Raw genomic sequence first — 23,578 nt, 5'->3', positions numbered from 1 at the left:
ATCTCAAGCACCTCTTTTTCACTATAATTTAGTACCTTACATCCCACATACAGTAACCGGGCTACGTTTATAGCCCGGTCTCCTGGTTTGGGTTTTCTTCCTCTTCGTCTTCAGTATCTTCACCGTCACTGTCAGGATCCGGCATGGAAAATCCATATGCCTCCAGCAGAGTAATTGCTATCTTTTTCATTTCAGCTGGTTTTATAATCCCGTCAATATCTTCTGCTTTTACTTCCTTGCCTGTATCTACGGTAAGAAACGCAGCAATAACATTATAAAATGTTTTTACGTCTTCTGAATCAGTTTTGAAATCTGCCACCCTCGCAATTGCCGGCATAGTTTCCACTAATGCTTTATTACAAGTTTCCTGGATTGCTTCAATTGCTCCAATGGTGAACAGGATATTATATTCCTGTCCACCGATAACGACCGGAGCTCCTATTGGTCTTAAGTCGCTCATATGATCTCCCTCAATGTTTACTCAGTAATTGCTGCCTGTTTTTTTAGCCATGCTTTCGCTTTAGCTTCGCTGTCAAATACGAGTTTTTTACCGATTGACATCTTGCCATCAACTTCCACTGGGTATGCTTTACCTTCAATGGTGGCAGTCTGGAAGTTTGTAGTGTCACCTTTTGTCTCTGCATTTTCTGTAGGCTCACTATGCTGGACTTTGTACAGCCAGATAACAGTGAAACTAACCACACCATTTTTCTTTCTGCGCTTATAGAAACCAACTCCAAAGTATGGAGCTTCGTCTTCTGATCCGATTTCAATGCTCTCAGGAGTTCCTTCCTGACCTGAATCTCCTGCTGCCTCTTTTACATATGTATGACCAAGCAGTTTCGCCTGTTTCTCCAGAGACAGATCGTCAATGCCAAGAGAAGTCCCCATGTCTCTTATGCTTTTATCAGTCTCAGCTACTCCATCATCTGCAAAAAGCTCAACTTCGTTTTTATTCGGTGTTCCAGTAAAGTTGATTGCTTTCGCAACAACGAAACCTTCTGTGTACTTGTTTCCTTCTGCCCACTTTGCTGCTACAGGATTTTTCATACCAATATGTGCCATGTGCTATTCCTCCATATCATAATCATTTTCAAATTCACATTCGAATACAATGTGTCTTGTTTTATTATCTGGTTCCATCAATACGGTTACATCAGGATACGTTCCACCTTCTTCCAGGATCACTCTACGAATTTTTCTTTTTGCTTCCAGGTAATCCTTGGTTGATGGCAGGAAATAATGAATCTGCATTAAGGATATATCCTCTACAGGCTGATTGTCCGCAAACAGTTCTGCACCATCCTTCACATAATTAAAGGTAATATATTCACTATTTCCACCGCCAAAGAAATCTGATGTCACCGGAATGCCAAGAGGCTTCAACGCATTTATTATCTTTTGATTTATTGTCACAGCTTGTCCACCTCCGCGCCAATTACCTCTTCCATAACCTGCATTACTGCATTTTTGCTTTGTGCTACTGCTGCCGCGCGTACAGGTCTTGGCTCCTGGCCGTGTGACCTTACACCATATTCCAGATAACCCATTTTTTCAGCATTTCTAAAACCATTTTTATCAGTTCCATTGGGTTTTACCACAGCAAACACTCCGAGACTATTGTCTCTTGCGTTTGTAGCAGCTATGGAAGCTTCCAGTTCGCCTGTTGAATACGGTTTTCCGCATTTATCCCTTCTGTTAGCTGCGGATCTGATCTGTGTTTTCAGGTTTTTTTCGACAATTGGGGCGGCCTTATTCACTGCTTTTTCAGCCATTTCACAAGGATTTGCCAGCTTATTCAACATCTCTTCAACATCTTCAAAACCTGTTATCGTCATCCTTGCCATTGTCCTACCTGTGCTTTCCCACGTTCACGCATCTGACAAGTCAGCTGCACCTTCATGGATTTATTTTTCTGATATCTGCGCTTTATATCATAAATTTCACCTGTAGACTCATCCACCAGGAATGATTCTCCAGAATAATTACACGCCATGATCTCAACAACCTGGTCTGCTGTATAACCATTCTGTTTCGCAAGAACCTCATCATCCCTGGTACTGTCGCGGAAGTCTGCCGGAATACCACCGATAAATTCATATGTTTCCTCCATCATGATTCCATTATCATTTATCGTTGGATCATTTTTCTTTACCGGCAGCGAAATACTTTTATTCCACATCCAGGTCACTTCCTTCCAGTGTCATGCGAAAAACTTTTTTTCGGTACAGATCCAGATACATTCGAGTATCTGAGCGGTCATTTCCAAGATATGCCTTTACATATAAAGTCACAGCTGTAAGGACTCTCGGATCATCCGTATCCTTCTTGAGAATATCAGAAGGCACACCGGAGGTCTTCATGTCCTCCAGTGCATCTTCAATGTAAACGCTGATATCCTCGTTATACACTTTAACGCCTTCTGCAATTCCACATCTTTTTTTTATTTTTTCCAGCATTTATTCACCATCATTTCTGCAGAAGATAAGCATTTACAAACGCCTCTTTATCCCTTATCTTAACGTCTTCTCGTTCGATAGCACGATAAATAGTCAGATCTTCCGCGAATGCATTAAGGTCACCGATTGAAGCAATATTGGAAGTCATGATTGTAGTCTTTGCACGGTCAAAGTACCAGATACCTTCTTTCAGATCTCCGATTATAACCGGAATCTTTGTCGCACTGGCCTCATAATAATTTGCAATGTCCTGTTTTTTCGGCTCATCAACTGCTGTATATACATCTTCCACTTTTGTGTAATAAGTTTTTTTGGCATTTACATCAATATCTTTCGTTTGCTCATATGTCACTGTGCTTGGTAAATCCCCTTTTGGGATTGCCTCGACCGGTACGAATGTACCACCGACCGCAAGTCGCAACTGCATGGTATCTTTTGGATCCGGTGCAAGAAGGTATCTTCCAGTAGAATCTTTTAATGTATCTAAATACTGTAATCCATCATCATTGGTAATGATTCTGGAAGACTGCTTAAATGCGGATCCGAGGGTAACATTGAGAACTTTTTTAATATCATCCAATCCGTTTAATTCTACTTCTTTTTTGGTCTTAATCTGACCCATGATTAGATTATTCTCAGTTACTCTTGCTTCATCTCCAATCCACTCAATAAGTGTAGAAGCGATATTTGCATCACTGTCAGCCAGGAGCTCATTGGTCACTGGAAAATATCCTGCATATTTACTGATTTCATAATCAATACGCTCAAACTGTGGAGTATTTTTTGCACCGATCTTACCACCTTCACCAACTTTGGTGAATCCAGTCTGCTGTGAACGCTTCTTAAAGGTTCTGGATCCTTTTACGGTTTTAACACTTTCCTTTCGTACCAGCTGTCCTAAAGAGAATTTTGCCTCTTTATATTTATTAATTCGTGTCTGGATATCATTCGGAACAGTATATCCACCATCAGCTTCAGTTCCTTCATTCATGGAATTCTTCACACGGAATCCATTTCTTGCAGCCTGTGCAAACTCTGCTGTAGAATCTTTTGGTGTTCCTGCAGGAACCTTACTCTCCGGCACGGCTGCTCCATCGTCCAAGTCTTTCAGAATATCAAATTTATCCTGAAGCTCTTTCAGTTCATCTTTAGCTTTTTTTGCTTCTTCCAGTTTTCCTTCATTGGCAAGGTTCTTAACTTCATCTTTTTTCGCGTTAATCTTCTCCAGAAGGTCTAATAATTCTTTGTTCACGTCTTTTTCTCCTTTCAAAAAGAGAGATCAAACACCATACCGGTCAAGATCTCCCAATAATTCAGCCTTTATCTTTTCATTTTCCAGGTTTCTCTGATTAGCCTCTTTTGCTTTGATTTTTTCCATAACTGCATCTGCAATAGCGTCAATATCCAGAGTTTTATTTTCCGGTTCTTCATGCTGCTTTAATGCTTTTGGGGTCTTTGAATACTCATCAAAGTAATTACTTGTACAAGCTGCTGCCTGTACACTGTCCTCCACTTCAAAATCAAAATAATCAGTAGTATCACTTCCGACCATCCAGGTCTCTGCGTTGATCAGATTATTGATTTCCTCTTCTGTAACCCCTTCTTTTGTCTTCGACATGTATGTCTGCAGGATTGCTTTCTGGCAAATATCCAGAGTATCTGCATCTTTTCTCAGCTGATCTGCGTTCATACTGGTAAAAAAGTAACCATTTGTAGGCTTATGAATCATAAAGGTTCCATTTGCCGGAATCACAATCCGATCACCGGCACATGCAATCACAGAAGCAATACTGGCCGCAATACCATCAATATAGGTGGTAATCCTGGCATTATTGCGTTTCAACATGTTATAAATGGTAATTCCGGCAAATACAGATCCGCCTCCACTGTTTATGTGAAGGTTAATCTCCTGTATGTCTTCCAGATTTTTCAGGAAATCTGAAATATCAGAAGGACAGGTATCATCATCACACCATTTTCCCCAGTCATCAGATACGATATCCCCAAAAATATTCAGATCTGCTGAGATTTCTGTCTGATTGCAGATTTCCAATTTTCCTACATTCTTTTTCTGGTTTTTCAGCAGTAATACTGGCATTCTACTCACCTCCTTTGGTGTACTGTGTTCCAACTTTTTCAAGCGGAATATAATTTCCATTCACAATGAGCTTATCGCCATCCGGATCATCCGGCATATCCAGATATCTCCTCGCTTCATTTGGCTTGTATATTCCATTGTTTACAGCATCTTTTAGCATTTCCATCTGTGTCTTTGTATCAGTCCTCAAAATTGCCTTCTCATTAAACTTATAAAAAAATCCATTTTCTTCCTCTTTCAAGCTCAGAACTTTCGCATTAATCTCTTCTTCATACATCTTTAGTCTGTACAAAGCGGTATCAACTAAAAAAGCCAACTGCTGGGTTTCACTGTTTGAATAACTGGATTTTTCATAATTATTGATCTGATTCGGCTTAATACCGAATGCTCCGGCAATCTGAAGTGCGGAATACTTTTTTAATTCGAAAAACTGTGCGTCAGTCAGATTCATTTTCAGTGGAGTAAGCTGTAGTCCGATTGGGACAGGTATTACCCTTCCTGCATTTTTCGGGCCTGACAGTTTATCTGCAAATTTTTTCTGCAGTGCTTTTATCTTGCTCTCTTCCAAATCACCCACGTACTGTAATGCCATGCTTGCACTTAGTCCCTGACGATAAAGGTTATTCATAAAATTCTGACTTTCCAATGCTCCACCCACGGTATCTTGCAGAATTTCCCGCACAGATTTTCCCATAATTCCATTTAAGGAATACCAGGTTTTAAAGTGCATAACCTCACTGGATCTGAACAAATACTGTTCACCGGTCTTGGGATCATTGTACTGATAATACAGTTTCCCTTTTCCTCCAAACACACCAACATCATCCATATATACAGTCACACAATCCGCCTGCATTGGCCAAAGATCCAGGACTTTGTAATGTCCTCCATATTTTTCTCTTTCAAAGGTACCACGCATCCAGATATAGCCATTTCCATAATGCTGACAGTTCATCTCTGTAGTAGTCCACAAAGTTGTGGGTGTCATTATCGTGTTCGGTCTCACAGTCAGAAGCCTGGTAATCTTGCTCGGCTCTGCCCTGATCCGACCTTTAGGCGTTTCCTGGTAGTACTTTAACGGCACTTTTCCCATGGTTTCGCTGAGCATTTTTAAGCAGGTGTAATATGTCACCTCTTTCTCAACATCTGGATTAGTACCAGTTATTCCCAGCCATTCTTTCAGATCATCGTCATCCATGTCTACCGTTGGTCGCGTCATTGCATTCCATGCATTTTTTAATCTGTCTAATATGTTCATGTTACCAGTCACTTTCCAAAAATTGATCTATTCCCTCCTGGTAGCTGGATCCGAATTCATGATACATTGCCAGCTTAAATCCACACAAGGTAGAATCCACAGGGTCAATTCTTTTTGTTGTAGCATCTTTATCTATCTTAATCAGTCCCTGGTTGGTTCTGATCACTGCATTGCTCATTGCAAAATTCAATACAGGATTGTATTCGTACAGGACATTTCCGCAATATACCTGCTCACGGAATCCCTGAGTAGCTTCATTCAAGTGTTTATGGCTCTGGAAAACTTCCTCCACTGTATAACCTTCGTTTGATAGATCCATCATCAGCTTACTTGCATTGGCAGGGTCAAAGCACAGACATTCTATGTTCCAGTCATTCTCTGCACATGTATCCAATACATATTGCATTACTGCATTCTGGTCTACAATCGGAGTATCTGTCACTGTAATAAATCCCATTCTTTCCCAGGCATCATAATCCACTTTATCTTTTGCCTTTCTTTCAGCCAACTTCTCCCGATTCGGAATGAAAGAGTGGGAATACAGTATGTATTTCACAATTTCTTTTCCAGTCTTGTCAAATTCGCCTGATAGAAAGGGAATTACGAATGTAACAGATGTAAGGTCTATTTTGGCTGACATATCGAACCCCACATAAACACTCATTCCATGAGTATCAATAGGGATTTTATCAACCTGGCAGGCTTTCCACTTTGCCATGTCCATATATCCGTTTTCTTTTGCCTGAACCCAGATATTCAACATTTTTGTGAGAAATGCCGTCATCTTTTCCGGTATTTCTTTGGCTACCCGCCAGGCTGTACGGATCTTATCCGCGCCATTTTTATAGCTCATCCTAATCGGATTCGCTTTTTTCCAGATGTTTTCATCTTCCAGGTTACGGATATCATCCTTATAATCCTCCGGATCCACTTCGCAGATATCCACCAGATACTCTTCATTCTCCACATCCACATCCGGATCCAGTATCTTAGAGCAGTATTGATACTCCTGCACATAACATGGATAAGTAAGATCCATCCCTGCAGTTGTAATAATCATCAGCAATGGCTCTTTGGTGTTTGCTCCAAGACCAAGATCATAAAACTCAGTAGTCTTATGCTGATGGTATTCATCCAAAATCAGTCCGGCCGGATTGGTTCCATCTCCATTCTGGCCATCCTCTTTCGACAATGCCTTTATGAAGCTTCCAGTTTTTCTGTGTATTACAGCATCCCTGGTGATTTTAAAAAGAGGTTTCAGTGGAGATTTATTCAGCATGAGCTTAGCTTCATTCAAAATAATCTTCGACTGATCCCTCTTGGTTCCAGCAGTATAATATTCGTAATTTTCTTCATTTCTCGTAGCCATAACTGATATTTCATATAAGGCTACACCAGCCTCCATCTGAGACTTGGCATTTTTCCTTCCAACCTCAATAAAAGACTGTTTGAACCTTTTATAACCGGTAATATCTTCGCGCCATCCGTAAAGTTGGCACAGATTAAATTTCTGCCATATCGTCAAGCTGATCGGCTGTCCTGCAAGGTCACCTTTAGAATGCCGTAGCATAGAAAACCAGTCTACAATTTTTGATGCTTCCTCTTCATCCCAATGATAAGGCCATACATTAGCCTGTACATTCTTTGCATCCTCTTTCTTGCAATCCCTAAGGAAGCGCATACAAGCCCATTTATGTTTTTTCCCTGATATTTCTTCCCCGGCCAGACAACGGTTGGCGTAATCTATCAGTTCTTCTTTGATGGTCATATATTGCCAAATTTATTTGTGATAGCTTCCCTTGTCTTATCAGACTTCACTGCTGCAGCTTTTAGTCTGGCGTCAATAGTGAGTCCACACAGGGAAGCAAATTTTCTCATTTCCTCTGCGTATGTGCGCTGAATATCAACCATTGGATTTTTCACCACAATAACGCCATTCCTGGTCTCTCGATCAATGTAATAAGTCTGATCTTTCAATATCTCTGTAGCCTTAACATAGTTAGCAAAAGCATTACAGTAACCGCCCAGATTGTTACGATCCAGGTTCCCGATCAGATTGATCTTTTCCAGTTCCTTGACAATCCTGCGCCACTCTTTTTTTGCCACATTATCAATTAGCCAGGTAGGAGGACGTTTTAATTGATTTTTGTCCGTAGTCACACTGTCTTCTTCTGCTTCCCTGGTCTGCATTGTGATCACAGTAAGATTTCCCCGCTGCTCTGTCAGCGGCTTCCTCGGTCTTCCCATTCATCCTCCCTCCTTCCTTTGCCAACTTTTTATGAGTATTTAGAATTTTGCGCAAGCTATAGGGCAGGCGGGGACGACGGCATTTCCTGAAAACTTTTCAGACCGCCCCTCCCGTCTGTGTATAAAAATCCACAAGCATTTTTGCAAGCTTTTTTTCCATCACTGGTCTCTCTTTTTTATACATCTGCTCAATTTTTGAATGTGTATCGTGATGTAATGGCATCAGATTCTGCTTATCGCATCGTTTATCCCATGCTTCTTTTAACGGAATAATATGATGCACTGTATCTGCTGCCAGAATTACTCCTTCCGTCATGTAGACATACACATCAATCCCGCAAGCACTGAGAATATCAGATCTTGTCAGCTGCCATTCCCTTGAATCATAAAATGTTTTGCTTTTCTGATTTCTGGCATTCTGATCATATATCCGATAGCGTTCTTTATCTCTTTGTTTCATGCAGGGACACCTGCTGCCGGACGGAATTCTTTTTCCGCACCTGCCACATCTCTTATATATCATCTTTTTCTCCAATAAAAAACGCCCGGCCGTGCCTGCCAGACGTTTGTGGAAGTATGTATGAGTCAGTATTGTACCATTATATCGGCGGTACTAACCGAGTCGGAACAGATGGAACCGAACCACCGACACGCTGGATATAAGCCAGCTGCTCTACCACTGAGCTATGTTCCGATATACCTGCCAAGCCATAGTGCCTGACAAGTAAGGGTGCAACCGATTGATATTTGATTCATCCATCTGAATCTATTATAGTTATAACACGAATCAAGTATACCATTCTATACCATCTTAAAATTCTTCAATGCTGATGAATGCAGCCTATGTACCTGTGTCCATCCATAGCCCATCTCTGTTGCTACATCATCCCATTTTAAGCCCTTTATATAGCGTAAGCGCAGAACTTTCCGTTCATCTTCTGAATGCATTTTGCGGATCTGATTTTCAATCTTCCGATATTGTTGAACTTTTTTTAACCGTTCTTTCTTTAACAGTTCAATCTGCTCATCCAGTATTGCAATATAATCAGACAAATCAGATTGACTGCTGCCCTTTGGCATACCATCATTTACTACAGAAGGGAACATCTTATCAGCTCTTAATCTTTTGATTTCTTCCAGGATGTCCCGCTCTCTTTTGACTGCTCTCTGATATGATTTTAAATATTCCTTTTTCTTTTCATTTTCTTCCTGCAATCTCCTGTCCATCGGTATCACCTCCTGTTTTCAGCCGTTCCAGTTCCCAGTATGTAGGTGATCTGGTTATGCCATTTGGTAATTGTAATTGCACTACATGGGGATATAATGCTTTTATCCTGGCTTTCACCTTTTGGGTGATGATCTTCCCGTCACCAGAAGCATAACTGGTTTGTATGATCTGAATAATATCCCCTCTTTTGATTCCATGTTTCTCTTCCAGTCTTCTCTGCTGTCGCTCCCATTTCTCTGCTTCAGCTATCGCCCACTCAGCTGTTGGGTCTTTATATTTTTCATGGTTCATTACAAGCTTTCACCTCCTACAAGTCTGCCAGTTCCTTTTCATATATTTCTTTTTGCTGCCTTAACCATTCTGCAAGATCATTCTGGAATCGCTTTGACTGTCCATCATCAGTTTTTGGAGAAACAACTTGTACCCAATGATGTTTATCATGTTCTTCCAGAATCCGCGTAATACTTTTAACATCCCGCTCCAACTCTTTTGCCTTTTGTAATGTGTCCTTATCCATTCCGCAATTCCTCCAGTTCTGAAAAATCCCATTCACGCGGTAGTGTGGATCCGCAATGGCTAATCATGGCGCAGCGTACACAATGTGGGTGTTCCGCACAGTACCTGCTTACTGTCTTTATTGCACACAGCAGCTCTTGATTTGTGACTGCTGCCTGCTCTGTATTAATATTTTCCTTCGCTATTTTCTTTCCCCTACTCATATATCATCATTCCTCTGCTTTTTCTGTTTTTTTATCGCACATGACGCCCATAGTAATACACCAAATGCTCCAAGCACAGTTCCAATGCCAAATGCTATTAATAAATCAACCATTTTTGATTTCCTCCTCAATGTCCGCTCCGCAGCATACAAAACAGCAACTCTGTCATGGATTTTATTCTTATACCCTGCCTGCATGGCAATACGATTTCCAGCTTCCAGTTTCTGTCCTCGCTTAATGGTGTGGGATCTTTAAATTCTTCCGCTGCTTCTCCCCAGAACGGAATAGGAACCATAACTCCGTAATAAATTGATGAATCTGGGTGTTTTTCGCGCATGTAATTAGCAAATTTACCACTTCTAAAATCTGGCTGAATTTCTTTGTAACACTCCATCGTAGTTACTATATAGTTCTTTTCTCCAAAGAAATTCAAACCATTACCGCTATAAACATCTTCCTTACAACTTTTAATCTCATAGCAAGTGAATATGCCTTTTTCTATTCCGGATACAGAGTATTGATTTGCCGGGCAAAACTCCATATAATCCACTCGTTTTGCCTTTGATGTCCATGGATCAATGCTAACCTCGCTGGCCCAGTGCGAACCAGCTCCACCAATACGAGTAGATACAAGTAGTTGTCCAAGGAATTTGGTTGTTTCTGCTCTTGTCATTTTCTCACCTCGTTTTAAGGAATTTGGACATTATGCTTTTTTCCCACTGCTTCCACGGTTGCGCTTCCCATTTATTGCAACTATGGTCATCTCTGATCCAGATTCCTTTCTTGTCACATAGAAGATCGTCATTGTGCCTGCAGGTCTTACAGGTTCTATCTTCCATCTTGCTATTCATTTTCCATCACCCCTCGTACCTATTCCCTGTTAAATCCCATCTCTTCATAAATGTTATAATTTGCCAGATTCTCAAACTCTACATCAATGTCCATCTCCTTTTGTGCAAGCTCATAAGCTTTTGCAACTCCGATCCGGTCTACATAATCCATTGCTGCTTTCCAGTTCTTTAGGAATTTTTTGTTTGCTTTTGTAAATCCCCACGAAAGCTTAATCGCATACAGAGAAATAATTATATTGGTTACGGTAATATAGTCCTCTGCACGTTCCAGTTTTTCCTGGGCTTCTCTGATCACAGCGTCTGTTGCAGTTTCTGTTGTCTGCTGTTCCATCCTTTTCAGGTATGTTTGCAATATAGAAGCCTGCTGCCCGGTCATCCCTGATACCTGGGCCACTGTAAGATTAAGGTTTAATGGCACCTGACATTTTTCCTGCATCCTTGCCTGGCGCCTTCTTTCTGCTCTGGTCATACTCTTTCACCTCTTCGTTATTAGGCATTCATTTTGATTATCCTCTGCCCTTCTTCAGCAGCTTCTGCCGGACCAGATCGTATTCCAGGAGCAGGTTCCGGTCTTTGTTTCTGCTGAGTGTCCGGTCTGCGGCTCTTAGATAGTATCTGCCGTTTATCAGTCTTCCCTCAGCTGCGGCACCGTACAGACTCCCGACTGTCCGGTTCAGCCTTTTGGATGCTTCCTTTATGGTTACAGCCTCTTCTGGCTCTTCTGTTATGTTTTCTGTAATCTCATATAATGTCATAGCCAGTTTCTCCCGAATATCTTCCGGAACTGTTCCCTGCTGCCAATCTGGCTCTCAAAGGCTTCCTGTCCCAGTCTGTGAAGCTCATCCATTACCGCCTGGTCTTTATGTACCGCATGTGCTCCGAACTGGTGGCATTCCAGGCACAGGTCTACTTTTAATCCATATTGTTCGGATAATGTTCGGTTAGGTCCGCCAAAAATATGATGCTCTTCGGTCTGTGTGTACCGTCCGCACAGATAACATCTTCCTTTCCGGCTTCCAAGAATGCTTGCCGGATGGGACATCTTTTTTTTCTTCGTTTCTTCTTTTGGAAATTTAAGTCCGCTCATATTTTTCCTTCTTTCATCTTGTCCGAGTCGGACATTAACTAAATGGCAGTTCCTCTTCAATTCCATCCGGGATATTCATGAAACCATCAGGTCCCACATCTGGTGATTGTTGTGGAACATTATGCTGACTGCTGCCAGATCCAGAGCCTTTGCTTTCTGCAAATTCCTGTTCTTCCACAACAACCTCTGTCGTATAAACTTTCTGTCCATCACGGTTGGTATAACTTCTGGTCTGAATACGGCCTTCGATTGTAATCTTCAATCCTTTTCGGAAGTATTTCTCCGCGAACTCGGCAGATCTTCCAAACACTACACAATTAATAAAATCTGCAGTTGCATCTCCATCTTTTCTGATCTTCCTATCTACTGCCAGTGTGTATCTGGCAATTGCAAATGAATTTTCCCCTGGGGTGTATCTCACCTCTGGATCTCTGGTAAGACGCCCCATTAAAATTACTTTGTTCATCTCTTATCGCTCTCCTTCCATATTGCGTTCGCCTCTTTTTTGCAATCTCTTTCCATGTAATAGTCATACAGGAACTCTTTCTGTGCCTTTGTGTACTCTTTGACCGGATTCTTTGTCGGAAAAGCAATTCCTCGACTCGGATTGTGTAAGAGAACCCACCCTCTTTCGACGAGCCAGTCTCCTGCTCCGATCAGGCCGACATTGCATTTTGTCTGCAAGTCAATGTCTCTGTCCATTGCTTCCTCCGGCAACTTTTCGTTCATGTAATTCTGCGCCCATTCCTGATGCTCTCCCCATTCCGCTCCGTGAAAAGTTCCGTCCGGCTCTAACCATCCATAATCCTCTGTGGTGTGATTTTCTTCATCCATCATTCGTTCCATGAGACTGTCGAGTGCATCCTGCTGTCTATCCTCCGCAGTCTCTTCTCCGAGTTCCTTTCGGATTTCTCTCTGTGTACTTTCCGATATGTGATCCATTGCAACATCCCACCGTTCAATCATCCTCCGCAGGTCTTTCTCTATTTTCTTTCGTCTTTCGATTTCTTTCCAGATGTTCATTCTCTGCGGCATCTGCTCTTCTTCTCCCGGTTCGTATATTTCAAGATGATATGTCCCTGCTGCCGTGCCCCCCTTCAGAGCAGCGCGACCAAGCAGAATGTCCTCAGCATATCTCCTTATCTGCGCCTCTGGTTTATCTGTTCCAGTCATGCTATCCATGAGAATTTCCATTATGGTCTCATAACTTTTCTCGCCTGTGTGAAACCATTCCCTTGTAATTTCCGTAATAAATTCTCCATTAATATCAAATACCATATTACCCTCTTTCATTTTTCTTCCCTTTCATTTGTGCATCTAATTCGTTTATTTTGTTTTTATACTCTTTCACAGTATCACCTCTGCATCTGATGGCATTTTAAAGATTTTGATTTTCTCTGGATGCCGAGCTGCAACCTGTATGGCACAGAGAACACGAACAGCCTTTGGCTCTGTGCTATATTCTCCCAGGATAGTTCCTTTCTTTTTGTCTTTAGTATGTGCCAGTATCTGATATGATCCGGTTGGTGTGAGAACTGTAGTCGTTTCTTTTTCAGTCATATCTATCAGCTGATTTCCCTGTGTTCTAATCTTCATTTCCGTATTTTTCTCCTTTCAGCCAATATTCGTGTTGTATTAACAAGATTCTCCGTATTCCGTTCATATTCTATCATTTCTTTCCGGACAGCTTTAATCAACGCAAGTAGTACTTTTTTAATTTCAGCAGTCCCTACGCGTGTACAATACTCTTTCGCATTCTGATCTATAGCCTTGATCTTTATATATTCCGATTGTCTTATCATTGACTTGATGATTCTCTTCTTCATCTGTTCTGGCGGTTTCTTCCCATACATTTTTTTATATTTCTTTTTCAGTATCCTTAACTTCATCTTTTACACCTTTTCTCTGTTAAGCCCCAGTTCTTCATAAATGTTATAATTTGCCAGATCTTCAAACTCTACTTCAATATCCATATCTCTTTTTGCATATTCATAAGTTTTTGCCACTCCTATGCGATTCACATACTCCATTGCTGATTTCCAATTATCCAGGAATTTTTTATTTGCTTTCGTGAATCCCCATGAAAACTTTATCGCGTAAATAGAGATGATTATATTTGTGATCGTTATATAATCTTCTGCCCGTTCCAGTTTCTCCTGAGCTTCACGGATGCAGGCGTCCGTTGCCTGCTCCGTTATTTCATCCTCTCTCGCTTTTAGGTAATTCTGCAAGATCATTGCCTGCTGCCCTGTCAGTCCTGCAACCTGGCCAAGCTGCATCTTAAAGTTCAATGGAAGTCTGCATTTTTCCTGTTCTCTGGCCTTACGTCTCATTTCTGCCCTGTTCATTTGCTTTCCCTCTGTACTTCCTTTAAGAATTCAACCAATTCGCTTTCACTATTTGGGAATTTATTGTATCTTCCATGCTGTGTCCATTTAGGTATTCCTGATTTTCTTTCCGGTTCAGGTCCTCCAATCAAATGCATGTAATATGATTCTGTATTATCTGATACCCACTGGCTGTGAACAGTGTCCCGATCATATTCTTCTGCAATAAGTCTTGCACCATTTGCAAAATCATATTTGTAGTATCTGGCGCCAATATGTTCATCTGTATACCAAAGTCCCCAATCCTTATAATTTCTCAGCCATTCCTTACGCTGATCATTATTTTTCATAACAGGAAGCGGCAGTTTCTCCGATGTTTCTTCTTTGGCTCTCTCATCTGAGTCCAGACATGTGCTTATCAGATTTCTAAGCAATCTCAGTCCTGCCACGTTCATCTGGGCTTTCTGTAATACATTAACTGGGAATCCTGATTCTTCTGCTGCCACGAACTTTATTTCTTCCAGGTCTTTTTCTTCTTTCTTTAAATATCTCAAAATATTTTCCAGAGTCGGAACCGGAATATCTTTCAAATCATCCGGCCAAGCATCCGGTACAAGATCACTAATCTCAGGCAATAAATCTTGCTCGCTTTGATCCAGATCCTGCTGCCTTTCATCCGCGTTTTCTGCTGCCGGTTGGCAGCGCTTTGACATGTCCGACTCGGACACATTTTCTGCTGTCTCTTCCACTATTTTGGATTGGGCTGCTTCTGCTTTCTCCATAGCAATCTCATTCCACATTTTCTGAATGGAAGTTGCAAGATAAAACCAGTCATAGTTTCCAAGGCATTTATTACTCTCATCCCAAATCTGCACATAATCATCAAACAAATTAGCATGTGCGATTCCAAGCCCAGTATCGAACCACCATGTTCTTCTGCTGCCTATTTTTTCTTTTAACTCATCCGGGCTTGTCACTACATTTAACACCCTTTTGTGGAAGTCCTGTTTTAACCACTCATCAAAATCACCTATCAGCTTTCTGGTTAGATTATCAAGATATTTTTTCTCTTTCTCAGATGGTTTTTTTATGTCAGCAGCATCTACCACTCTTTTACTATATTCTTCTTTCATACGTTCTGCTGATACATGGCAGACCTTCTCCCCTTTTTCATTGTAAAATGCAAAATCTTTCTCTTTTGTTCTCTGTACTACTGCAAACTCTGCTCCCATTGCACTGAAGCGTCTGGTTGCTCCTACATACATTTTGAGATAAACATCCTCAAGAAATACCTTTATCATCCTTGCTATGTCCGGCAGAAATACTTCGTTTGCATCATAGTATGGACATTCTTTTTGTGGTTCTGGCATAGGTGCAAGCTTCACCGCTTTTTGTTTCTTTCCATACTTCTCTATCAGTGTTTCAGCCAACTGCTGCCATGTAATCAACTTTTCATCCCCACTACCAGGATTAAACAGAATTCCATTTGATTTTCCCTGATAATTCAAATATCCATTTCTGATCCGCACATCATTGTATATAATGCTGAGCATATAAATGGACATGTTCTTATCCCGCCTTTGAATTCGTTCTGTTGTTGATTTCTTTAAGCTTTCAAAGAATCGTTCGATCTGAATGTCAACATCAATTACCGTTCCATCTTCCGGAGGTCTTCTTCGTCCAATTGCTTCATCAAGTGTCAGCTGTCCAGGAATCTGACGTCCTACTTCCTGTTTTTCTTTCAAAGCTTTAACCTCTGGTAGCGTAATTGTTTCATTCTTTCTGTACAACCCCAGAGCCTCATCCTGGTGTTTCTCATCCAGATCTGTCAGTTCCCTTGCCACAGATATATTGATGTTTCCATTTTGAAACTCTTGCATGAACTCCTGACTTAATTTTTTCTGGATTGCATGATATCTTTCTAACTGTGTCCCTGATGTTCCGAGAGTTGCCTGTACCATGCTTCTGGTTGTCCCCTGCAGGTCAACCAGATCACGAAGTTCCTTAATTACCTCTTCTGTGATAAGCGCCTCCTGCATTTTCTCCCAATCACTTTTTTCACGGAACCGGTTCGCCTGGATGATTCCCAGCTTATTGATCAGCTGTTCCACTTTTCCATCTTTATCTTCTGGGAACTTTTCTGTATTCAGATTCACTTTTGTATATTTACAGTTAATCTTCCGAAACTCTTCATGTCCCTCTTCCACAAGCATCCTGCAGCACATTGTCCTACAGTGCCCTGATATGATCCTGTCTTTACCATCCACGTCCTCAATCAGAACGTCCTGCATAACCCCAAATAGAAGAATTGAGTTCTTCAATCCCTGCAGTTTCTCCGGATCTGTGGAATAGAAATTCTCTTTCGATGGCTCCAGTTCAAACACATCCCGATACACTGTATCACTGATATTCTCAGTCTCCGTGGGCTTTTTACGATTATTTACCATGTCGGCCAGATTGAATGCCATCAGGCTTTCCTCCCTTCCGTCCATTTATCCATCATAACTCCTGCTGCCACCAGATACTCTTTCACCAGGCATTCATAATCTTTTGCGGCTAAAGAACGCGCGGAATACAAAGGGATAGGTTTTCTTGCATAAGTACTCTCTGATACTTTTCTGGAATATCTTATCTTCGTCTTAAGCATTGGATACCCTGCTGCCTCTATCATTTCTGTTCCCTGTGCCTGTGCAAGGTTGTTTTTGTCATATTTTGTGATAAAGACCCAATAATTTTTCAATTCTGGGTTCAGTTCCTCTTTTGTATAACCAATCTGATTCACCAGTTCCGGAAGTCCTTCCGTTGTGTTATCATCAATTTCTACCGGAATCAAAACATCATCACAGGCTGTCAGAGCATTGATCGTTGATACGTTGATATCCGGTGCATTGTCAATTATGCAGAAATCATACTGATCAGCCACACATGCCAGTGCATTTTTTATCCTATACTGCTGCGGTCGTGTCTGATCGAACATTACTTCCTGGTTAGCCATCAAAAGACGCATATTTGCCGGCAATACATCCATGTTATGGAATTCCGTATGTCTGATCAGTTTTTTCATCCAGTCTTCCGGGTGCCTTGCAGTCATGATCCGATCTATTCCCTCTCCATCCTGTGTTCTGCAGTTCAATCCTCTTGATGCATCTCCCTGCTTATCGTTATCCACAATAAGCACTTTATTCCCCTGGCTTGCCAGAATATAGGCAACACTATTGGTGGTAACGGTCTTGGCCACGCCACCCTTTAAATTAATCACTGCAATTGTTCTCATACTCTTCCTCTTTTCTTTTTATTTTTTCTTATGTGCCCTATTTCTCAATTTTCTGTCTGCTCTTTCCATCCAATCAGGCTTCCCATCTTCCGGTTCATTATCAAAATAGATTTCTCCATCATCATCTCTGTAATAGTGAAAATGTATTCCTGATTTTGTTATTGTTCCAAGATATGTCATTGCCCTTGGATCCTGTTCTGTGCGCAAACTCCATCCTTTTCCCCACAATTCTTTAGTTTCCACGTTTTATCATCTCCTCCTGGAGCCATTGCGAATATGAATGTACTCCGGCCAACGAAGAAACTTTCAGTTTCAACCGGTTGATTACTTCATAGACCTTTTTCCATTCATCTGCATTTTTGATATCTTTTCCCTTTGTATCTTTAAAGGCATCTGCTGCCAGATCTGAGATTCTCAATACTCTGGATGTCACGAAGGTATCTCTGGTATATATGCAAATCTCACATGTAGAACGAAATCTCGAAAGGGCTTCTATAAGTGCCTGTAAGTTACACTGATGATATGTACTACTACTATTTCCGAACCCTTCTCTGGTCTCAGTCCTGCCAGCGTACACGGCTTCTATTACATATCCGTATCTGCGCTGAACTCTCGCCTGGCACTGTTTATCTGTTTCCAGATAAATATTGACTTTCACAGCTTGATTCCCCCTTTCTTTAAATTCGTCTGTTCAATCTGATCAATGTGTAATGGCGGTAATTGTACCCAGTTACCGGATTTTTCCCCTCAAAGAGCTCTGCTATGTAGTAGCCTTTCTTAGGCTTCACTTTCTTAGGCCAACGTTTCAGCTCCTCTGGCTTTGGCTCTGGAAGCGGCATGTTCCTGGAATGGCTGTAGTTTGCTTCACTAAGTCTGGGCTTTGCCAGGGTTCCGTCTTTTTTCTTTTCCCTGGTTTTCTCATCCTTTGTGATGTAATCAGCCAGCTTCTGGAAATCCTCTTCCGGGCACTTACTCTTCCTGATCTGAGTTACATATACTCCACCATAGGGCCAAGCCCTTTCAACAAGACTTGCCGTATTTCCAATATCGTTGATAATACAATGTATATGCCAGGCTCCCTTCGTCCCCCGCTCAATGTTCCGGATCCAGAAGAGCACCCTGCCTTTTTTCCTGTAAATCTTTCTTAGCTTGTCCATCATTTTCAAAAACTGCTTCTTGGCAGTGTCCATATCTGGAGGTCTGTTCTCTGGCTTGTATGTAAATGTCACCCACAGATCACCTGGTGAAAAATATTCCATCAGTCTGAGTCTTGCCCTCTTGGATTTATTCCAGGCGTTTACTCTCTGAACATCTTCAGGAGTGAGCTTTCTCTTAGGCAGTCTCTCCTTCCCCTTAGCTCCATACTTGCCATCATGATTCTCTTCCACATACAGGATATCCTTCTTCTGCAGATACCAGATTTTACGCTTTGTTTTCATACCAAAAGGCTCCTAAGTTTAATATCTTAATCGAGTACTAAACAGGGGAATTTCACCCCTGATTTTTCTTACATTCTTGACTTTTTAGTGGCCCAATGATATTATGTAATTGGTTGATTACATATGGACCTGAGTCGATGCACCCCTTGCATCGGCTCTTTTCTTTAGTTTACATAACTTTCTTTTTTCTGATCTGTTCCAGCTCTTTTTCAACATCTTTTCCGCTGTATTCTGTCAGAAGCTTTCCAGAGATGTTATAAGTCCACTTGGTGGACATCTTAATCGCTATTCCAATCGGCAGTTTTCCCTGCTGCATCGCAACACGTACAAACTGCGGGGACGTGTTGAGAATTGCAGCAGCTTCAGTTGTCAATATTTTTCCTGTGTTCATTTTTCGCATCCTGCTTTCTTATTATTCCATTGATAAATCCGTAATCGGTACATTTGAAATAACCTCTGATTGATCCTGCTGCCCCCATGTGATTTCGATTGTCATATGAGGGCTCTTTCTGGTGTTTTTCACCTGTCTCTCCATTTTTCTAATGAGTTTGCTCAAGAAGCCATCCTGCAGTGCTATCTCATGAGGTATTTTGCATACGATTTTTATATGTTCCATCTTTACACCATCCTTTTCTTCCCATCACTTTTAACCAGCAGCTTTCGCTATAGCCAAAACTAATGCGATTATTGAAATTACTAATGAAATTGTTTGTAGCTTCATTCTCTCACCTCGTTTTCTGTCGATATATCTCTACTTTTTTCCTTTCTATGGTAATTTATTTCATACTGTGTTAAGATTTCCCTACCCTAAATAGAAAGGAGGAATCACTATGGATGATTTAACCAGGGAACAGCAGAAACTTCTTACCTCTATGTACAAAGAAGTTTTAAGCCGTCAGCCCGCTGTATCCTTTGACGAAGCAAATTACTTTGCTAATTCAGATGTAGTTATGGATCATTTCTGTCCCGACTCTGATTCTGATCATGTATCTTCTCTTTGCTGGTCACTTGCTTCTGCCGGATACATCACTTGCGAACCTGGCGAAGATCTTGCCAATGAGATCAAGCTCACCGATAAGACAATCATTTACATGGAAAACAAATTTAAAAATGGTCTTAAGAGTGTCCTTGAGTTCCTGGCACAGTTCAAATGAGTTTTTGGCCAGCCGCCTTATTCCGGCTGGCCATTCTCATAATATGCTGCATGTACATGCTCCGATGTTTTGTGAAAATTTAAAGCATGTGCCACATCTTTTGTATAAGTACATGGTGGACAATCACCCTTTCTCTTTGGATTTTTGTAACATGTATTTTTCTTGCAGGTTGGAACATTTCCATCACAAAGATATAAAACCCTTTTCTGCTCTTCTCCCAACAAGTACTCCATGTTCGTTTTGAACATTTGAGACATCTTTTTCAACTTTTGGCTTGGAATATCTTTCTTTTCATTAATCCAGTTGTAATATGTTTTGTGAGATACTCCTAATTGCGAAGCAATCTGCTCCTGCGTCAGCCCTTTTCGAACTCTTTCTGTTTCAATATTAGTTAACATTTTATTTTTCCTCGCTTTCTTTTATTGACTTTTCTTATCCGCTCTCCTATTCTTGAGTTACAGGACACTGCCATGTCTGAGTATGTAGAAAGGAAAGCAAATGCCAATGAATAAACTTACATTTTGTCCACTCATTAATAATGAGTGCCGTCCTGACTGTATTTTTCATGTTCCGCATAATATAGCTTTGAATAATGGAAATACAGCTCAATGTGAATTAGCCGCTTTTGTCTGTTGCGCTGATGAAACTGCAATTCAGGCTGTTTCTGAAGCTATAAAAAATCTTCGTAGCTAATTTTGACTAATTCACCAACTTTTGTGTCCTGTGCGATTTTCCTTTTTACATAATCTAAAATCGCATAGGATTGCTCTACAGATATTTCTTTTTTATGGAACATCTCAATTATTGCTTCACATATTTCATAGTTCTGTTTTTCTGCAAGCATAAATCCTATCTCTCTCCCCTCGCTTCCCTGTTACTTTTCCAATTACATTGACTTTTTATTTCTTTTCGGTGATTATCCAAATACTATGTTAATCATTAACGCTGCCACGCTCACTACAGCTGCTGCCAACGAAATAATTATTGATTGGCGGCAATTGCTTCTTATTTTGTCCATTTCATGGTCTTTCTTTTTGATTTTTCCACCAATGCAATCACGCCGATTTTCATTTTCATCGAAATGCACTCTTTCCATCTTCTCACCTCGCTTTCTGCTACTTCTCCAATTACATTGACTTTTTATTTCTTTTCTCCTATTCTTTAGGTACAGGGCACTGCCATGCCTGAGTATTATGAAAGGAGTTCTTTATATGACAATTCACGAAGTCATTGATCTGTTCAGTCACGAAATGATCAACGAAATCTATCACTCCTCTGCTGACGAACTTTCCAAGGATGAATTTGTCAATGCAGTACATGAAGTTGCTTCTACTGTCCTGAAAACTTATGAAGCGCAAACCAAGAGATAAGCAGCATGGCAGTTATTCTTATTGCAGTAAGGGTAACTGCCATTTTGGTTATTGCTTCTTTTTCTTCTCTGACAAGCTTTTGCGTCTGCTTCCAGATTCTGTCATCGTGATATCTTACAAATCCTTCAAGCGCAAATCTCCTGTCTCGGTCACTTTCCATCTTTTCACCTCGCTTCTGTTATCCTGCTTTCTGGGTTTCTACTTCCATTGCATCTCTGGCTCTCAGGAGTTCTGAGTTATTCTCCATCAACTTGAGGCTTACAATATCCATCTGTTTCAGATTCTGTACGATTACTGTGATACGCTCTTTCTTTTCTTTGGTCATATTTTTCGCCTACCTTTCTGTCAAACTTGACTTTCTTTTTATTCTCTCCTATCCTTTAGATACAGGGCACTGCCATGCCCGAGTATTATGAAAGGAGCAAACTACCATGGATAAAAAACAAGCGATTAAATCTATAGAACACTTTACTGAAGCTTCTCTTTCTGCCGTCTATGATGGCAACGCACCTGCTACCAAGTCTGATCTTCAAAAGCTCAGATCCGACATTGCACAACTAGCCAAAGAACTCTTGGATGCTTTTTCCAAGTAGTGTCTTCCCCCTGTTCTTTGGAGCAGGGGTAATTTCTATCATGCCAAGTGCTTCCAGACTTTTATAGCTGGCTACAATTTGCATCTGAGCTACTCGCATATTTCCCAAGATCTTATCCATTTCAAATCCATCTACCTCAAATTTCTTTTCAATACTCCCATCTGCTGAATATTTGAATTTAATTTCTGTCAGAGTACTAAGTTGTCCTGCAAGATCTATTATTTTATTTTTCTTTTCTTCAATGCTCTCTAATGTTTTCTCTATTTCTCTGACATCTTTGATTTCTCCTGAATTGATTCTAAATCCAAATAATTTCATCTCTTTCTCACCTCACTTTCTGTTACCTTTGTTATCATTATAGTTACCTTTGCTCCTTTTGTCAACCATTTTTTGTTACCTCTGTTTACTTTTTGTATTGACAATCTATATTATCGGTGCTATTCTGTGATTATAAAAAGAAATGGAGGTGAAAACGTGACACAAGGTGAACGAGTCAATGAGGTTCGTAAAAAATCCCAATTGACCATGGATCAGTTCGGAGAACGTTTAGGCGTTACTAAAACTGCTATTTCTTATGTGGTAAATGGCAAAAGGAACTTAACCGAACAGATGCTGAAATCTATTTGCCGTGAATTTAGTGTAGATGAGGAATGGCTGCGAACCGGAGACGGTGATATGCCCCAGAAGCTTTCTGAAGAAGAAGAGGTTTCTGCTCTGGTCAGCGATCTGCTGGAAGACGGGCGAGATAATCCATTTTTCGGAATTATCCTTGAGATTGTTCAGACATATAATGAGCTTTCTCCGGCCAGCCAGAAAGTACTCCAGGAAGCCAGTAAGAAGTTAGTGGAAAATTTAAGCAAAAAGAAAGAGGGCTAACGCCCCCTCTTCTCTCCGAGATGTTTACGGTCTAAGTGTTTTCGGATGATCACACACAATTGTTTTAAAAATATTTCATCTGATTCATCCAGCTTGGCCAGCATTTCATTGATATACTGCTTTGTTTCTTCCACTTTCCTCATATGTATAACCCCTCCGTTCTTGTTTATTCGAACGTTTGTTTGTTTTTTAAATATACACCATTTATATTTGAAGTGCAATATATTTTACAAACATTTGTTCGTCAAGCATTATCTTTTATACTTATTATACGATAAATAGAGGGATTAATTTTACTTGGCAACAAAATCGTCCAGTCTACTGGACACTTATTTGTACGGTGAATCAAACAGATCTACCATCCCGACTTTCAGAGCCTTGGCAATCCTTTCTAAGTTGTCCAGGGTTGGTGAATACTTCTCGATCATAATATTGTTGATCGTGGATTTCGGGATTCCGGTCATGTTCGACAGCTGCCGTACAGATACATTTTTCTCATACATAATTTGAGTTAATAATATCTTCATAAGATTATTATTTACACAAAAATTATGTTTGATACTATTACTATCTTGGTAATATACGGAAGGGGGATTTT

41 protein-coding genes and 1 tRNA gene are annotated in these 23,578 nt (G+C 40.7%); 4 read left to right on the top strand and 38 right to left on the bottom strand.

What is annotated here, in order from left to right:
• Positions 1-67: 67 nt before the first annotated feature.
• The 31 genes from AB5618_RS08865 to AB5618_RS08715 form a co-directional block, all read right to left on the bottom strand.
• The gene (locus AB5618_RS08865; RefSeq protein ID WP_227198994.1) at positions 68-460 is read right to left on the bottom strand and encodes a hypothetical protein; all 393 of its coding nucleotides are present in this window, start codon (positions 458-460) and stop codon (positions 68-70) included.
• A gap of 17 nt (positions 461-477) precedes the next feature.
• A complete protein-coding gene (locus AB5618_RS08860; protein ID WP_227198995.1) occupies positions 478-1,065 on the bottom strand; it encodes a major tail protein in 588 nt (195 codons plus the stop codon).
• Positions 1,066-1,068: 3 nt separating this feature from the next.
• The gene (locus AB5618_RS08855) at positions 1,069-1,416 is read right to left on the bottom strand and encodes a phage tail protein (RefSeq protein WP_227198996.1); all 348 of its coding nucleotides are present in this window, start codon (positions 1,414-1,416) and stop codon (positions 1,069-1,071) included.
• The gene (locus AB5618_RS08850) at positions 1,413-1,838 is read right to left on the bottom strand and encodes an HK97-gp10 family putative phage morphogenesis protein (RefSeq protein ID WP_295260706.1); all 426 of its coding nucleotides are present in this window, start codon (positions 1,836-1,838) and stop codon (positions 1,413-1,415) included. The genes AB5618_RS08855 and AB5618_RS08850 overlap by 4 nt, the downstream gene beginning before the upstream one ends.
• Entirely contained in the window at positions 1,835-2,182 is a 348-nt protein-coding gene (locus AB5618_RS08845) for a hypothetical protein (RefSeq protein WP_173719572.1), read from the bottom strand. The genes AB5618_RS08850 and AB5618_RS08845 overlap by 4 nt, the downstream gene beginning before the upstream one ends.
• Positions 2,172-2,459 (bottom strand): hypothetical protein, encoded by a 288-nt coding sequence (locus AB5618_RS08840; protein ID WP_256144541.1) that lies wholly within the window; start codon positions 2,457-2,459, stop codon positions 2,172-2,174. The genes AB5618_RS08845 and AB5618_RS08840 overlap by 11 nt, the downstream gene beginning before the upstream one ends.
• A 10-nt stretch (positions 2,460-2,469) precedes the next feature.
• Positions 2,470-3,711, bottom strand: coding sequence for a phage major capsid protein (locus AB5618_RS08835; protein ID WP_295260703.1), 1,242 nt, complete (start codon positions 3,709-3,711; stop codon positions 2,470-2,472).
• Positions 3,712-3,738: 27 nt separating this feature from the next.
• Positions 3,739-4,557: a head maturation protease, ClpP-related gene (locus tag AB5618_RS08830; RefSeq protein WP_227199000.1), complete on the bottom strand. Its 819-nt coding sequence runs from the start codon at positions 4,555-4,557 to the stop codon at positions 3,739-3,741.
• A gap of 1 nt (position 4,558) precedes the next feature.
• A complete protein-coding gene (locus AB5618_RS08825; protein ID WP_227199001.1) occupies positions 4,559-5,815 on the bottom strand; it encodes a phage portal protein in 1,257 nt (418 codons plus the stop codon).
• A 1-nt stretch (position 5,816) separates the two neighbouring features.
• Positions 5,817-7,583, bottom strand: a complete 1,767-nt coding sequence (locus tag AB5618_RS08820) for a terminase large subunit (RefSeq protein WP_195379780.1) — start codon at positions 7,581-7,583, stop codon at positions 5,817-5,819.
• Positions 7,580-8,062, bottom strand: a complete 483-nt coding sequence (locus AB5618_RS08815) for a phage terminase small subunit P27 family (protein WP_173718553.1) — start codon at positions 8,060-8,062, stop codon at positions 7,580-7,582. The genes AB5618_RS08820 and AB5618_RS08815 overlap by 4 nt, the downstream gene beginning before the upstream one ends.
• A 97-nt stretch (positions 8,063-8,159) precedes the next feature.
• On the bottom strand, positions 8,160-8,522 hold the full coding sequence (locus tag AB5618_RS08810; RefSeq protein WP_233456074.1) for an HNH endonuclease: 363 nt from the start codon (positions 8,520-8,522) through the stop codon (positions 8,160-8,162).
• A 162-nt stretch (positions 8,523-8,684) separates the two neighbouring features.
• Positions 8,685-8,756: transfer RNA gene (locus AB5618_RS08805), tRNA-Ile, on the bottom strand.
• Positions 8,757-8,863: 107 nt separating this feature from the next.
• Entirely contained in the window at positions 8,864-9,289 is a 426-nt protein-coding gene (locus AB5618_RS08800) for a DUF1492 domain-containing protein (RefSeq protein ID WP_270432842.1), read from the bottom strand.
• Positions 9,261-9,581: a hypothetical protein gene (locus AB5618_RS08795; RefSeq protein WP_270432841.1), complete on the bottom strand. Its 321-nt coding sequence runs from the start codon at positions 9,579-9,581 to the stop codon at positions 9,261-9,263. The genes AB5618_RS08800 and AB5618_RS08795 overlap by 29 nt, the downstream gene beginning before the upstream one ends.
• Positions 9,582-9,597: 16 nt before the next feature.
• Positions 9,598-9,807, bottom strand: coding sequence for a hypothetical protein (locus AB5618_RS08790; protein ID WP_118581644.1), 210 nt, complete (start codon positions 9,805-9,807; stop codon positions 9,598-9,600).
• A gap of 329 nt (positions 9,808-10,136) precedes the next feature.
• A complete protein-coding gene (locus AB5618_RS08785) occupies positions 10,137-10,682 on the bottom strand; it encodes a hypothetical protein (RefSeq protein WP_118581748.1) in 546 nt (181 codons plus the stop codon).
• 197 nt (positions 10,683-10,879) lie between these two features.
• Positions 10,880-11,329, bottom strand: coding sequence for a hypothetical protein (locus AB5618_RS08780; RefSeq protein WP_227199005.1), 450 nt, complete (start codon positions 11,327-11,329; stop codon positions 10,880-10,882).
• A gap of 37 nt (positions 11,330-11,366) precedes the next feature.
• Positions 11,367-11,615 carry a hypothetical protein gene (locus tag AB5618_RS08775; protein ID WP_118581635.1) on the bottom strand — a complete coding sequence of 83 codons (249 nt, stop codon included), beginning with the start codon at positions 11,613-11,615 and terminating at the stop codon, positions 11,367-11,369.
• The gene (locus tag AB5618_RS08770; RefSeq protein WP_227199006.1) at positions 11,612-11,947 is read right to left on the bottom strand and encodes a hypothetical protein; all 336 of its coding nucleotides are present in this window, start codon (positions 11,945-11,947) and stop codon (positions 11,612-11,614) included. Before AB5618_RS08770 ends, AB5618_RS08775 begins: the two co-directional genes overlap by 4 nt.
• 34 nt (positions 11,948-11,981) lie before the next feature.
• Positions 11,982-12,413, bottom strand: a complete 432-nt coding sequence (locus AB5618_RS08765) for a single-stranded DNA-binding protein (protein WP_270433104.1) — start codon at positions 12,411-12,413, stop codon at positions 11,982-11,984.
• Positions 12,410-13,240, bottom strand: a complete 831-nt coding sequence (locus tag AB5618_RS08760) for a hypothetical protein (protein ID WP_347160865.1) — start codon at positions 13,238-13,240, stop codon at positions 12,410-12,412. The genes AB5618_RS08765 and AB5618_RS08760 overlap by 4 nt, the downstream gene beginning before the upstream one ends.
• Before the next feature lie 54 nt (positions 13,241-13,294).
• Entirely contained in the window at positions 13,295-13,543 is a 249-nt protein-coding gene (locus AB5618_RS08755; protein ID WP_227199009.1) for a hypothetical protein, read from the bottom strand.
• Between the two features lie 296 nt (positions 13,544-13,839).
• Positions 13,840-14,295 (bottom strand): hypothetical protein, encoded by a 456-nt coding sequence (locus tag AB5618_RS08750; RefSeq protein ID WP_227199010.1) that lies wholly within the window; start codon positions 14,293-14,295, stop codon positions 13,840-13,842.
• On the bottom strand, positions 14,292-16,742 hold the full coding sequence (locus AB5618_RS08745) for a ParB/RepB/Spo0J family partition protein (RefSeq protein ID WP_368366671.1): 2,451 nt from the start codon (positions 16,740-16,742) through the stop codon (positions 14,292-14,294). The genes AB5618_RS08750 and AB5618_RS08745 overlap by 4 nt, the downstream gene beginning before the upstream one ends.
• Positions 16,742-17,548: a ParA family protein gene (locus AB5618_RS08740; protein ID WP_368366670.1), complete on the bottom strand. Its 807-nt coding sequence runs from the start codon at positions 17,546-17,548 to the stop codon at positions 16,742-16,744. The genes AB5618_RS08745 and AB5618_RS08740 overlap by 1 nt, the downstream gene beginning before the upstream one ends.
• An 18-nt stretch (positions 17,549-17,566) precedes the next feature.
• Positions 17,567-17,791, bottom strand: a complete 225-nt coding sequence (locus tag AB5618_RS08735) for a hypothetical protein (protein WP_368366669.1) — start codon at positions 17,789-17,791, stop codon at positions 17,567-17,569.
• A complete protein-coding gene (locus tag AB5618_RS08730) occupies positions 17,781-18,206 on the bottom strand; it encodes an RNase H family protein (RefSeq protein ID WP_368366668.1) in 426 nt (141 codons plus the stop codon). The genes AB5618_RS08735 and AB5618_RS08730 overlap by 11 nt, the downstream gene beginning before the upstream one ends.
• 19 nt (positions 18,207-18,225) lie before the next feature.
• Positions 18,226-18,987 carry a hypothetical protein gene (locus tag AB5618_RS08725; protein ID WP_256144544.1) on the bottom strand — a complete coding sequence of 254 codons (762 nt, stop codon included), beginning with the start codon at positions 18,985-18,987 and terminating at the stop codon, positions 18,226-18,228.
• 169 nt (positions 18,988-19,156) lie between these two features.
• Positions 19,157-19,378 (bottom strand): hypothetical protein, encoded by a 222-nt coding sequence (locus AB5618_RS08720; protein WP_173718572.1) that lies wholly within the window; start codon positions 19,376-19,378, stop codon positions 19,157-19,159.
• 21 nt (positions 19,379-19,399) lie between these two features.
• Complete coding sequence (locus tag AB5618_RS08715; protein ID WP_195992127.1) at positions 19,400-19,603, bottom strand: hypothetical protein; 204 nt, start codon at positions 19,601-19,603, stop codon at positions 19,400-19,402.
• Between the two features lie 214 nt (positions 19,604-19,817).
• On the opposite strand from AB5618_RS08715, the gene AB5618_RS08710 reads away from it, so the two are divergent.
• Positions 19,818-20,141: a hypothetical protein gene (locus AB5618_RS08710; RefSeq protein WP_256144596.1), complete on the top strand. Its 324-nt coding sequence runs from the start codon at positions 19,818-19,820 to the stop codon at positions 20,139-20,141.
• A 17-nt stretch (positions 20,142-20,158) separates the two neighbouring features.
• Here the strand turns inward: AB5618_RS08710 and AB5618_RS08705 are convergent, their stop codons facing one another.
• The 3 genes from AB5618_RS08705 to AB5618_RS08695 all read right to left on the bottom strand — a co-directional run bounded on the left by AB5618_RS08705 (position 20,159) and on the right by AB5618_RS08695 (position 21,237).
• Positions 20,159-20,539, bottom strand: a complete 381-nt coding sequence (locus tag AB5618_RS08705; RefSeq protein ID WP_368366667.1) for a helix-turn-helix transcriptional regulator — start codon at positions 20,537-20,539, stop codon at positions 20,159-20,161.
• A gap of 272 nt (positions 20,540-20,811) precedes the next feature.
• Positions 20,812-20,985: a hypothetical protein gene (locus AB5618_RS08700; protein ID WP_195409008.1), complete on the bottom strand. Its 174-nt coding sequence runs from the start codon at positions 20,983-20,985 to the stop codon at positions 20,812-20,814.
• A gap of 72 nt (positions 20,986-21,057) precedes the next feature.
• Positions 21,058-21,237: a hypothetical protein gene (locus AB5618_RS08695; protein WP_368366666.1), complete on the bottom strand. Its 180-nt coding sequence runs from the start codon at positions 21,235-21,237 to the stop codon at positions 21,058-21,060.
• 115 nt (positions 21,238-21,352) lie between these two features.
• Here AB5618_RS08695 and AB5618_RS08690 point away from each other — a divergent pair, with 115 nt between their 5' ends.
• On the top strand, positions 21,353-21,511 hold the full coding sequence (locus AB5618_RS08690; RefSeq protein WP_368366665.1) for a hypothetical protein: 159 nt from the start codon (positions 21,353-21,355) through the stop codon (positions 21,509-21,511).
• A gap of 178 nt (positions 21,512-21,689) precedes the next feature.
• Here AB5618_RS08690 and AB5618_RS08685 read toward each other — a convergent pair whose 3' ends face one another.
• Positions 21,690-21,836 (bottom strand): hypothetical protein, encoded by a 147-nt coding sequence (locus AB5618_RS08685; protein WP_173771043.1) that lies wholly within the window; start codon positions 21,834-21,836, stop codon positions 21,690-21,692.
• Between the two features lie 106 nt (positions 21,837-21,942).
• Between AB5618_RS08685 and AB5618_RS08680 the strand changes: the two genes are divergently transcribed.
• Positions 21,943-22,104, top strand: a complete 162-nt coding sequence (locus AB5618_RS08680) for a hypothetical protein (RefSeq protein WP_368366664.1) — start codon at positions 21,943-21,945, stop codon at positions 22,102-22,104.
• On the opposite strand, the gene AB5618_RS08675 is transcribed toward AB5618_RS08680, so the two are convergent.
• A complete protein-coding gene (locus tag AB5618_RS08675; RefSeq protein WP_368366663.1) occupies positions 22,069-22,422 on the bottom strand; it encodes a hypothetical protein in 354 nt (117 codons plus the stop codon). The genes AB5618_RS08680 and AB5618_RS08675 overlap by 36 nt on opposite strands.
• A 156-nt stretch (positions 22,423-22,578) precedes the next feature.
• Between AB5618_RS08675 and AB5618_RS08670 the strand changes: the two genes are divergently transcribed.
• Positions 22,579-22,980: a helix-turn-helix domain-containing protein gene (locus AB5618_RS08670; protein WP_368366662.1), complete on the top strand. Its 402-nt coding sequence runs from the start codon at positions 22,579-22,581 to the stop codon at positions 22,978-22,980.
• Here the strand turns inward: AB5618_RS08670 and AB5618_RS08665 are convergent.
• Positions 22,977-23,123 carry a hypothetical protein gene (locus tag AB5618_RS08665; protein ID WP_202187723.1) on the bottom strand — a complete coding sequence of 49 codons (147 nt, stop codon included), beginning with the start codon at positions 23,121-23,123 and terminating at the stop codon, positions 22,977-22,979. The genes AB5618_RS08670 and AB5618_RS08665 overlap by 4 nt on opposite strands.
• Positions 23,124-23,309: 186 nt before the next feature.
• A complete protein-coding gene (locus tag AB5618_RS08660; RefSeq protein WP_118581605.1) occupies positions 23,310-23,507 on the bottom strand; it encodes a helix-turn-helix domain-containing protein in 198 nt (65 codons plus the stop codon).
• Positions 23,508-23,578 lie beyond the last annotated feature (71 nt).

The organism is Ruminococcus sp. J1101004sp1_RTP21198st1_B9_RTP21198_201120, assembly GCF_040924245.1.
Classification (GTDB): Bacteria; Bacillota; Clostridia; order Lachnospirales; family Lachnospiraceae; genus Blautia_A; species Blautia_A faecis.
Note: the sequence above shows the minus strand (reverse complement) of the source record. Positions and strands in the feature narration are given on the sequence as shown.

Excerpts from the sequence above, each read along its gene's own strand:
- AB5618_RS08865 (WP_227198994.1), bottom strand. The coding sequence starts at position 460 with ATGAGCGACTTAAGACCAATAGGAGCTCCGGTCGTTATCGGTGGACAG.
- AB5618_RS08860 (WP_227198995.1), bottom strand. The coding sequence starts at position 1,065 with ATGGCACATATTGGTATGAAAAATCCTGTAGCAGCAAAGTGGGCAGAA.
- AB5618_RS08850 (WP_295260706.1), bottom strand. The coding sequence starts at position 1,838 with ATGACGATAACAGGTTTTGAAGATGTTGAAGAGATGTTGAATAAGCTG.
- AB5618_RS08845 (WP_173719572.1), bottom strand. The coding sequence starts at position 2,182 with ATGTGGAATAAAAGTATTTCGCTGCCGGTAAAGAAAAATGATCCAACG.
- AB5618_RS08840 (WP_256144541.1), bottom strand. The coding sequence starts at position 2,459 with ATGCTGGAAAAAATAAAAAAAAGATGTGGAATTGCAGAAGGCGTTAAA.
- AB5618_RS08830 (WP_227199000.1), bottom strand. The coding sequence starts at position 4,557 with ATGCCAGTATTACTGCTGAAAAACCAGAAAAAGAATGTAGGAAAATTG.
- AB5618_RS08825 (WP_227199001.1), bottom strand. The coding sequence starts at position 5,815 with ATGAACATATTAGACAGATTAAAAAATGCATGGAATGCAATGACGCGA.
- AB5618_RS08820 (WP_195379780.1), bottom strand. The coding sequence starts at position 7,583 with ATGACCATCAAAGAAGAACTGATAGATTACGCCAACCGTTGTCTGGCC.
- AB5618_RS08815 (WP_173718553.1), bottom strand. The coding sequence starts at position 8,062 with ATGGGAAGACCGAGGAAGCCGCTGACAGAGCAGCGGGGAAATCTTACT.
- AB5618_RS08810 (WP_233456074.1), bottom strand. The coding sequence starts at position 8,522 with ATGAAACAAAGAGATAAAGAACGCTATCGGATATATGATCAGAATGCC.
- AB5618_RS08800 (WP_270432842.1), bottom strand. The coding sequence starts at position 9,289 with ATGGACAGGAGATTGCAGGAAGAAAATGAAAAGAAAAAGGAATATTTA.
- AB5618_RS08795 (WP_270432841.1), bottom strand. The coding sequence starts at position 9,581 with ATGAACCATGAAAAATATAAAGACCCAACAGCTGAGTGGGCGATAGCT.
- AB5618_RS08790 (WP_118581644.1), bottom strand. The coding sequence starts at position 9,807 with ATGGATAAGGACACATTACAAAAGGCAAAAGAGTTGGAGCGGGATGTT.
- AB5618_RS08785 (WP_118581748.1), bottom strand. The coding sequence starts at position 10,682 with ATGACAAGAGCAGAAACAACCAAATTCCTTGGACAACTACTTGTATCT.
- AB5618_RS08780 (WP_227199005.1), bottom strand. The coding sequence starts at position 11,329 with ATGACCAGAGCAGAAAGAAGGCGCCAGGCAAGGATGCAGGAAAAATGT.
- AB5618_RS08775 (WP_118581635.1), bottom strand. The coding sequence starts at position 11,615 with ATGACATTATATGAGATTACAGAAAACATAACAGAAGAGCCAGAAGAG.
- AB5618_RS08770 (WP_227199006.1), bottom strand. The coding sequence starts at position 11,947 with ATGAGCGGACTTAAATTTCCAAAAGAAGAAACGAAGAAAAAAAAGATG.
- AB5618_RS08765 (WP_270433104.1), bottom strand. The coding sequence starts at position 12,413 with ATGAACAAAGTAATTTTAATGGGGCGTCTTACCAGAGATCCAGAGGTG.
- AB5618_RS08760 (WP_347160865.1), bottom strand. The coding sequence starts at position 13,240 with ATGAAAGAGGGTAATATGGTATTTGATATTAATGGAGAATTTATTACG.
- AB5618_RS08755 (WP_227199009.1), bottom strand. The coding sequence starts at position 13,543 with ATGAAGATTAGAACACAGGGAAATCAGCTGATAGATATGACTGAAAAA.
- AB5618_RS08750 (WP_227199010.1), bottom strand. The coding sequence starts at position 14,295 with ATGAACAGGGCAGAAATGAGACGTAAGGCCAGAGAACAGGAAAAATGC.
- AB5618_RS08745 (WP_368366671.1), bottom strand. The coding sequence starts at position 16,742 with ATGGCATTCAATCTGGCCGACATGGTAAATAATCGTAAAAAGCCCACG.
- AB5618_RS08740 (WP_368366670.1), bottom strand. The coding sequence starts at position 17,548 with ATGAGAACAATTGCAGTGATTAATTTAAAGGGTGGCGTGGCCAAGACC.
- AB5618_RS08725 (WP_256144544.1), bottom strand. The coding sequence starts at position 18,987 with ATGAAAACAAAGCGTAAAATCTGGTATCTGCAGAAGAAGGATATCCTG.
- AB5618_RS08720 (WP_173718572.1), bottom strand. The coding sequence starts at position 19,378 with ATGAACACAGGAAAAATATTGACAACTGAAGCTGCTGCAATTCTCAAC.
- AB5618_RS08715 (WP_195992127.1), bottom strand. The coding sequence starts at position 19,603 with ATGGAACATATAAAAATCGTATGCAAAATACCTCATGAGATAGCACTG.
- AB5618_RS08710 (WP_256144596.1), top strand. The coding sequence starts at position 19,818 with ATGGATGATTTAACCAGGGAACAGCAGAAACTTCTTACCTCTATGTAC.
- AB5618_RS08705 (WP_368366667.1), bottom strand. The coding sequence starts at position 20,539 with ATGTTAACTAATATTGAAACAGAAAGAGTTCGAAAAGGGCTGACGCAG.
- AB5618_RS08700 (WP_195409008.1), bottom strand. The coding sequence starts at position 20,985 with ATGCTTGCAGAAAAACAGAACTATGAAATATGTGAAGCAATAATTGAG.
- AB5618_RS08695 (WP_368366666.1), bottom strand. The coding sequence starts at position 21,237 with ATGGAAAGAGTGCATTTCGATGAAAATGAAAATCGGCGTGATTGCATT.
- AB5618_RS08690 (WP_368366665.1), top strand. The coding sequence starts at position 21,353 with ATGACAATTCACGAAGTCATTGATCTGTTCAGTCACGAAATGATCAAC.
- AB5618_RS08685 (WP_173771043.1), bottom strand. The coding sequence starts at position 21,836 with ATGACCAAAGAAAAGAAAGAGCGTATCACAGTAATCGTACAGAATCTG.
- AB5618_RS08680 (WP_368366664.1), top strand. The coding sequence starts at position 21,943 with ATGGATAAAAAACAAGCGATTAAATCTATAGAACACTTTACTGAAGCT.
- AB5618_RS08675 (WP_368366663.1), bottom strand. The coding sequence starts at position 22,422 with ATGAAATTATTTGGATTTAGAATCAATTCAGGAGAAATCAAAGATGTC.
- AB5618_RS08665 (WP_202187723.1), bottom strand. The coding sequence starts at position 23,123 with ATGAGGAAAGTGGAAGAAACAAAGCAGTATATCAATGAAATGCTGGCC.
- AB5618_RS08660 (WP_118581605.1), bottom strand. The coding sequence starts at position 23,507 with ATGAAGATATTATTAACTCAAATTATGTATGAGAAAAATGTATCTGTA.